Genomic DNA, 7,982 nt, shown 5'->3' with positions numbered 1-7,982 from the left:
ACAACTTTACGCCTCGGTGGACTGAAAAGGTGGGTTGTTCAGGGTTTCCCTAGCCCATCGTCGCAAAGGACGTTTCGCCTACCGGCGGCGCACCCCTGAACTCACACGTTCGGCACCGGAGAACACCCACTATGCCCTCCCTCGCCCATTCATGGCCGCCGGTGCGTGCGTGCCTCCAAGAGTTCACATTTTCCGACATCAAGGAAATGGTAGGCCTTGCCGGAGTGGATCTTGCGGCCTTGGCTCACCTCGACCAGAAGTCCGACAAGGGTGCGACGAAGGGTCAGTTGATGACTGCCGTCGATGGGGTCGTCGGCAGAATGGACGAGGGCGCCAAGAGCCGCTTTGTCGTACTCACAATCGAGGAGGTGCTCCGGCGTTGTCCGCGCTTAGCGGATCGGCTCGCTGAACTACTTGCTCGACTGGGGTGGTCTTACGCCGAAGGGACTCTCGCGCCGTTGCAGGTATTTGATCCTGGCGACATTGAGGAGGCTCCGCCCGTCAGCCACAATGACCTACGGAAGGCTGCAACGCGATTTCGAGACGGCGACCTCACCGGCGCAATCTCAGCAGCGTGCGGAGCCGTCGACTCGGCCACCGCTGCTGTCTATCTTGAGGAAGGCCTCGGGGATCCAGCGCAAGCGTCATTCCAAGAGCGGTGCAAGAAGGCCAGTGCCGCTCGCGGGGTCATGCCATCACTTGAGGCGCAGCTTCGAGACCTTGGTTGGCCAGAAGAAGAGATCGTTCCGTTCCGGAAGAACTATGAGGGAGCCATGAACCAAGGGGCCTACATCATGCAGACTCTCAGGTCGAAGATGGGCGATGTACACGGTTCAAAGCCAATCCTCCGCCCCCTCGTTTTTGAAGCCTTGAAGTGGGCGGAGTTGTACGTGTCAACACTAGTCGCTCGATGAGGCGATGCCTAACCAATCGGCCAACCGGACCCGCCACGGTATGCGCCCTACTCGATCAGATAGCATCAACACAACTCAATCCGCATTGCGCAGACCATCCCTATATGTCAACAAAATATGCGATCATGAAAATATTAATTGCTATAAGAGAAATAAAATTGACGAAGGGGATAATCACATCATCATCTATGATAATTGGTATATGCGCCGCATTCATTTATGATATAATAACGACAATTTTTAACAACTGGATAATCTACGGATTGTTTGATTGTGGATCCTATTTAAATAAACATCCCATAATTTGCGGTCTAACAATACCAACCGAATGGGAAATATGGTTTTACAGCAAGAATCCTTGGCGTTTTGATTTCCCAATATCAATTTTCTTTGGCTTTTTTATCGGATTGGTTTTTTATCTCTTTCTCCTGATATTGAAACAGCACCAAGAAAAATAATCTCTATGTCAATACGAATGAGAATATATTTTACGGACTATTTGTTTAATTCAGAGAATTTAAAAAATTTAGGCCATACGGTAATTTCTTATTTTGATAAGCCAATTGAATAATGTGCTGCGTCCGTCTTGGATAGCACCATAGTCAATGTAGGATCGAGGACAAATACGACGTTAACATTGACCAATCACGCTCAGATAATCAACAGTCAAATATTAAAAATCATGAAAATCGCAATCCTCCCTGGCGACGGCATCGGCCCGGAAATCACCGCCGAAGCGGTCAAGGTCCTGAACGCCCTGGACCTGAAGTTCGAGATGGAAACGGCACCCGTCGGCGGCGCCGCCTACGCGGCCAGCGGCCATCCGCTGCCGGAGGCGACGCTGGCGCTGGCCCAGGCGGCCGACGCGATCCTGTTCGGCGCCGTCGGCGACTGGCAGTACGACACGCTGGAGCGCGCGCTGCGGCCGGAGCAGGCGATCCTGGGGCTGCGCAAGCACCTGGGGCTGTTCGCCAACTTCCGGCCCGCGATCTGCTACGAGCAGCTCACGCACGCCTCCAGCCTGAAGCCGGAGCTGGTGGCGGGGCTGGACATCCTGATCATTCGCGAACTGACGGGCGACATCTACTTCGGCCAGCCGCGCGGGCGCCGCACGGCGGTGGACGGGCACTTCCCCGGTGCCGAGGAAGCCTTCGACACCATGCGCTACTCGCGACCCGAGATCGAGCGCATCGCGCGCGTGGCCTTCGATGCGGCGCGCCAGCGCGGCAAGAAGGTGACCAGCGTGGACAAGGCCAACGTGCTGGAGACCTTCCAGTTCTGGAAGGACGTGGTGGTCGAGGTGCACAAGGACTACCCGGACGTGGCGCTGGAGCACATGTACGTCGACAACGCCGCCATGCAGCTGGTGCGCGCGCCCAAGGCCTTCGACGTCATCGTCACGGGCAACATGTTCGGCGACATCCTGAGCGACGAGGCCGCGATGCTGACGGGCTCGATCGGCATGCTGCCCTCGGCCAGCCTGAACGACCGCAGGCAGGGCCTGTACGAGCCCAGCCACGGCAGCGCGCCCGACATCGCGGGCAAGGACCTGGCGAACCCGCTGGCCACCATCCTGTCGGCGGCGATGATGCTGCGCTACTCGCTCGACCAGGGCGAGGCCGCGGACCGCATCGAGGCCGCCGTCAAGGCCGTGCTGGCGCAGGGCCTGCGCACGCCCGACATCGCGAGCGAGGGCACGACCCGCGTCGGCACGCGCGCCATGGGCGACGCGGTGGTGCAGGCGCTGGGCTGATCGCCGGGCGCAGCGGCGGGCTCAGTGCCGGTGCGAAGCGGTGCTGGACCCGCGCGGCCGGGGTGGGTGCAGCAGCGCACCCAGCATGGCCAGCATGTTCCAGCCCGGGATCACGAAGGCAAGCGCGACCGCCGCCAGCGCGCACACGAGCACGATCCAGCCGCGCCGCGCCTGGACACGAATGCCGGGGGTGTCGAAAGCCTCGGCGTGCAGTTCCGGGTGGCGCAGCAGCCGCGTCACGCGCAGCTGCGACAGCGCGGCCAGCAGGGCCAGGTGCAGACTGTAGAGCAGCGCCGCGCCGACCTGGTCGCCGTGCTCGCCGATCACGGCGCTGGAAAACGGCAGCAGCGTGACCAGCGCCAGGTGGCCCAGCTCGATCAGCAGGGCGATGCGATCCGGCTCGCCGCTCTGGCGCAACACGCGGCCCTGCGCCAGCCAGAACAGCGCCGCCACCCAGAAGCTCAGCATCCAGACCAGGGCCTTGGGCAGCAGCGCCAGCAGGGCGGCATCCAGCGCGCTGCCGGAGGATGCCGGCAGCGGCGGCAATCTGAGTTCGAGCACCAGCAGCGTCAGCACCACGGCGTAGACGCCGTCCGACAGCGCTTCGAGGCGCGCCTTGCTGATGGGGGACGCTGCGGCCATCTGCGGATGTGGTGAATGCTCCACGCGAAATGTAAGCGAGAGCGTCGGATGCAGCCAGCGCCCTGTCCAGATCGGCCGGCTCCGCTACAATTGCAGGCATGTCTGCCGCCCGCCCGTGTTCCCGGAACAGCGCCGCCACCCTGGCTGGCGTGGCCGTGCGCGCAGTCATCACCAAGAAGACGACCGGCTGATCCAGCCTGGCTCGTCGTGCGCCCTTCCTGGCCAGACGAGCCAGTGGACCAGTCCGGCGCGGACATTTCTCAAATGGACCAGAAAAGGGCTGAAAAATGAGCAAGGTAGTGGGTTTGGTCGGCTGGCGCGGCATGGTCGGCTCGGTGCTGATGGACCGCATGAAGGAAGAGCGCGACTTCGACCTGATCGAGCCGATCTTCTTCTCGACCTCGAACGCCGGCGGCAGCGCGCCCGAGATGGCGAAGAACGAGTGCACCCTGAAGGACGCCCACGACGTCGAGGCGCTGAAGCAGTGCGACATCATCATCACCTGCCAGGGCGGCGACTACACCAATGAGGTGTACCCCATGCTGCGCGCCGCCGGCTGGAGCGGCCACTGGATCGACGCGGCCTCGGCGCTGCGCATGAACGACGACGCCGTCATCATCCTCGATCCGGTCAACCTGCCGGTGATCCAGGACGCACTGGCGAAGGGCGGCAACAACTGGATCGGTGGCAACTGCACCGTCAGCTGCATGCTGATGGGGGTGGGGGCGCTCTACAAGGCGGGCCTGGTCGAGTGGATGAACACCCAGACCTACCAGGCCGCCTCGGGCGGCGGCGCCCAGCACATGCGCGAACTGCTGCAGCAGTACGGCACGCTCAACGCCGAGGTGCGCAACATGCTGGACGACCCGAAGAGCGCCATCCTGGAGATCGACCGCAAGGTGATCGGTCGCCAGCGCGCGCTGTCGGCCAGCGAGACCGCCAACTTCGGCGTGCCGCTGGGCGGCAGCCTGATCCCCTGGATCGACAAGGACCTGGGCGATGGCATGTCGCGCGAGGAATGGAAGGGCATGGCCGAAACCAACAAGATCATGGGGCTCGGCCAGGGCACGGGCCAGCCAGCCATTCCGGTCGACGGCTTCTGCGTGCGCGTGGGGGCGATGCGCTGCCACAGTCAGGCGCTGACCTTCAAGCTGAAGAAGGACGTGCCGGTGGCCGACATCGAGGCCCTGATCGCGGCCGACAACGACTGGGTCAAGGTGGTGCCGAACACGCGCGAGGCCACGATGCGCGAGCTGACTCCGGTGGCCGTCACCGGCACCATGGATATCCCGGTCGGTCGTATCCGCAAGCTGGCCATGGGCCCGGAATACGTGGGGGCCTTCACCGTCGGCGACCAGTTGCTGTGGGGGGCCGCCGAGCCCCTGCGCCGCATGCTGCGCATTCTGCTGGAGGCCTGAGCGGGTTCGAGCGCAGCCCGCATGCCCGCCCGGACCGCCAGGATCCGCCTGCTCCGCGCCGCACACGCTCGCCGCGGCCCGAGTCGCGGCTGCGGGGTGCGGATGAGCCGGAAACCGGTCTTGCTCTTCGTGCCGCCCCGCGGCACCCAGGTGGCCCCTGGGGCCACGGCGCTCAGGCTTGACCGCGCGGGTTTTGCCGGCCCTCGCGGCCACGTCGGCTTCATCCGCTTCGCCCGGGCTCGTTGGTGGAGCGCCCGCTTCCGTTGTCAAGGGGCAACATCCGTGACGCGGATTGGCGAACTGTGAACTTGTTAGCTTAGGTATACGGTGTCTCAGCTTGTCAGTCCAACCGCTTGCTGCTAACGTCGATCCAGACCTTTGCATCGGCAGGAATCCGCCCTGCCCGACCTTCTATGCCGAAAACGACTGCCCTGATCCGTGACGGATCGACTGGACCCCTGGGAACGGCCCGCCGACCCGCGCTGAAGCAGGCCCTGCTGGCTTCGGCGGCGGTGATCGCCTTGATGGGTACCCATCTGAGTGCGCAGGCGCTGGCCCTGGGTGCCGTCACGGTGCGCTCCGCGCTGGGCGAGCCGCTGCGCGCCGAGATCGTGATTCCGCAGATTTCCTCGGAAGAAGCATCCAGCCTGCAGGCCACGGTCGGCTCGCCCGAGAGCTTCCGCGCCGCCGGGGTCGACTACAACGCCGCGCTGGCGGGCGCGCGCGTCACCTTGCACTGGCGCGCGGACGGCCAGGCCTACCTGCGCGTGGTGGGCGACCGACCGGTCAACGAACCCTTCCTGGGCCTGGTGATCGAGGCCAGCTGGGCGACCGGCAAGATCGTGCGCGACTACACCATGCTGATCGATCCGCCACAGCATGCGCCCGCGGCAGCCGTGGTGGCGACGCCGGCCCAGGCCGCGGCACCGCAGGCGCAGCCGGCCACGGCCGAACAGATCACGCCGGCACCCGCCAGCCGTCCGGCCGCGCGCCGGCGCGCGGCTTCCATGCCGGCCCCGGTGACGGCACCCGCCCCGGGCGGCGACCAGGTGACCGTGCAGCGCGGCGATACCGCCTCCGGCCTCCTGCGGCGCCACGCGGTCGCGGGCGCCTCGCTCGACCAGATGCTGATCGCGCTGCTGCAGGCGAACCCGCAGGCCTTCATCCGGGGCAACATCAACCTGGTGAAGGCCGGTGCCGTGGTCCAGCTGCCCACCGCCGAGCAGGCTCAGGCCGTCTCGCGCGCTGACGCGCGCCGCCTGGTGCTGGCACAAAGCCGCGACTTCCAGACCTATCGCAGCGGCCTGGCGCGTGCCGCGCCCGCCGCCGAAGCCAGCACCGCCGCGGCCGGCCGCAGCGCTACCGGCAGCGTGCAGGCCGAGGTCAAGGAAACCCAGGCCGCACCCGCCCCGGCGGACCGGCTCACGGTGTCCAAGGCAGGCGGCGGGGCCGCAGGCACGGAATCCGAAGCCGCGCTGTCGCGCCAGGCCCAGGAGCAGGCCGATCGCGTCGCCGAGCTGAGCAAGAACCTGAGCGAACTGGAGCGCCTGCAGTCGTCGGCAGCGAGCAGTCCCGCCGCTGCGACAACCGGCAGTGTGCCCACCGGCAGTGGCCTGGAGGTGCCGGTGGCCGGCAGCACGCCCGCCGCCGAAACCGCGCCGACGCCGCCGGCCGAGGCCAGCGCCGCGGCCGACGCAGCGGCCAGCAGCACCCCAACGAGCGCGGCGGACGACACGTCAGCAAGCAGCGCGGCCCCGACCACCGATCCCGCCGCCGCGACCACCGATAGCGCCAGCACCACCGACGTGCAGCCCGCGAGCGACGGCGCGGCCGCACCGACCGATGGCGCCCCGGCCAGCGAAAGTGCCGTGGCCGAGCCCGCGGCCCCGGCCGAGGAAGAAAAGCCCGCGCCGGCACCGGCTCAGGCGGCTCCTGCGCCCGCACCCGCACCGGCGGCCACGCCATCGTTCCTGGACGATCTGATGGAAAACCCGCTCCTGCCGGTAGGCGGCGCAGCCCTGATCGCCCTGCTGGCGGGTCTGGGCTTCTACCGCTCGCGCCAGCGCAAGAAGCAGGAAGCCTCGATGGACAGCGAGTTCATCGAAAGCCGCATGCAGCCCGATTCGTTCTTTGGCGCCAGCGGCGGCCAGCGCGTCAACACGCAGGAAGGCATCAGCCGCACCGGCGCGTCGTCGATGTCGTATTCGCCCAGCCAGCTCGATGCCGCCGGCGACGTCGATCCGGTCGCCGAGGCCGATGTCTACCTCGCCTATGGGCGCGACATGCAGGCCGAGGAGATCCTCAAGGAAGCCCTGCTGGTGCATCCGCGCCGGCTCTCGCTGCACCGCAAGCTGGCCGAAATCTACGCCAAGCGGCGCGACATGCGCGCGCTGGATGCCATCGCCACCGAGGCCTACGAGGTGACCCAGGGTGAAGGCCCCGAGTGGCAGGCCATCGCCAGCCTGGGCGCCGAACTGGACGCCAACAACCCGATGTACCAGCCGGGCGGCAAGCCGCGGCCCAAGACCGGCCCGGCCCCCGAGGGACGCCAGTTCGGCGCCGACACCGAACCGCAGACCGCGACGGTGGTGTTGAGCAAGGAGCCGGAAAGCACCGGCCGCGCGCCGCTCGACCTGGATCTGGCAGGCACCGCCGAGACCGGGGAGGCACCCCTGCCCCCCCTGCCGGACACCAGTTCGGCGGACACGGCCAGTACGGTGCCACTGGCAGCCGCGACGGCAGCCGGCATGAGCGCCGCATCCGCAGCACTGAGCAACGACCCGGTCGACCTGGACCTGGGCATGGACTTCACGCCGCCGACGCAATCGCCGGCTCCGGCGTCTGCGCCTGCCGCGCTGGGCGACATCGAAGTGGGCGATTCGGGCATGATCGACTTCGACATGAGCGCCCTCGCCGTCGATCCGGACTCGCGCTCGGGGTCGGACATCCACACCGAGCAACCCGAGGACGCCGACGACGACCCGCTGTCGACCAAGCTTTCGCTGGCCCAGGAGTTCCGCAGCATCGGCGACGTCGAGGGCGCGCGCAGCCTGGCGCAGGAAGTGGTGGCCGAGGCCAGCGGGGCGCTCAAGATCAAGGCCGAGCGCTTCCTGGCCGAACTCTGAGCCAGCGGCTTCACGTTCGACCGTCCGGCGCCCTCCGTGGCGCCGGCGTCTCTGGATGGGATGCGGGCGCGCGTTCGCGTGGGGCATGACCGATGGCCGCGCTGCGCTTCGATGACGCGCCAGTCGTCAC

Annotated in this window: 5 protein-coding genes; 4 read left to right on the top strand and 1 reads right to left on the bottom strand. The window is 66.3% G+C overall.

The features are described from left to right. Window positions 1-131: 131 nt before the first annotated feature. Both PKA16_RS04150 and leuB read left to right on the top strand, forming a co-directional pair. On the top strand, window positions 132-914 hold the full coding sequence (locus PKA16_RS04150) for a hypothetical protein (RefSeq protein WP_324400691.1): 783 nt from the start codon (window positions 132-134) through the stop codon (window positions 912-914). Between the two features lie 682 nt (window positions 915-1,596). Continuing rightward, entirely contained in the window at window positions 1,597-2,667 is a 1,071-nt protein-coding gene (gene leuB, locus PKA16_RS04145; protein WP_324400689.1) for a 3-isopropylmalate dehydrogenase, read from the top strand. Window positions 2,668-2,688: 21 nt separating this feature from the next. On the opposite strand, the gene PKA16_RS04140 is transcribed toward leuB, so the two are convergent. Then, window positions 2,689-3,309, bottom strand: a complete 621-nt coding sequence (locus PKA16_RS04140) for a TMEM175 family protein (RefSeq protein ID WP_324400687.1) — start codon at window positions 3,307-3,309, stop codon at window positions 2,689-2,691. Window positions 3,310-3,596: 287 nt separating this feature from the next. Here PKA16_RS04140 and asd point away from each other — a divergent pair, with 287 nt between their 5' ends. Together asd and PKA16_RS04130 are read left to right on the top strand one after the other, a co-directional pair. Then, complete coding sequence (asd, locus tag PKA16_RS04135; RefSeq protein ID WP_324400685.1) at window positions 3,597-4,727, top strand: aspartate-semialdehyde dehydrogenase; 1,131 nt, start codon at window positions 3,597-3,599, stop codon at window positions 4,725-4,727. A gap of 524 nt (window positions 4,728-5,251) precedes the next feature. After that, complete coding sequence (locus tag PKA16_RS04130; protein WP_324400684.1) at window positions 5,252-7,852, top strand: FimV/HubP family polar landmark protein; 2,601 nt, start codon at window positions 5,252-5,254, stop codon at window positions 7,850-7,852. The last annotated feature ends 130 nt before the right edge of the window (window positions 7,853-7,982 follow it).

It is taken from the genome of Ottowia sp. (assembly GCF_035325765.1).
GTDB lineage: Bacteria > Pseudomonadota > Gammaproteobacteria > Burkholderiales > Burkholderiaceae_C > Ottowia.
The sequence above is the reverse complement of the archived record's forward strand: the minus strand, read 5'-3'. Positions and strand labels throughout refer to the sequence as shown.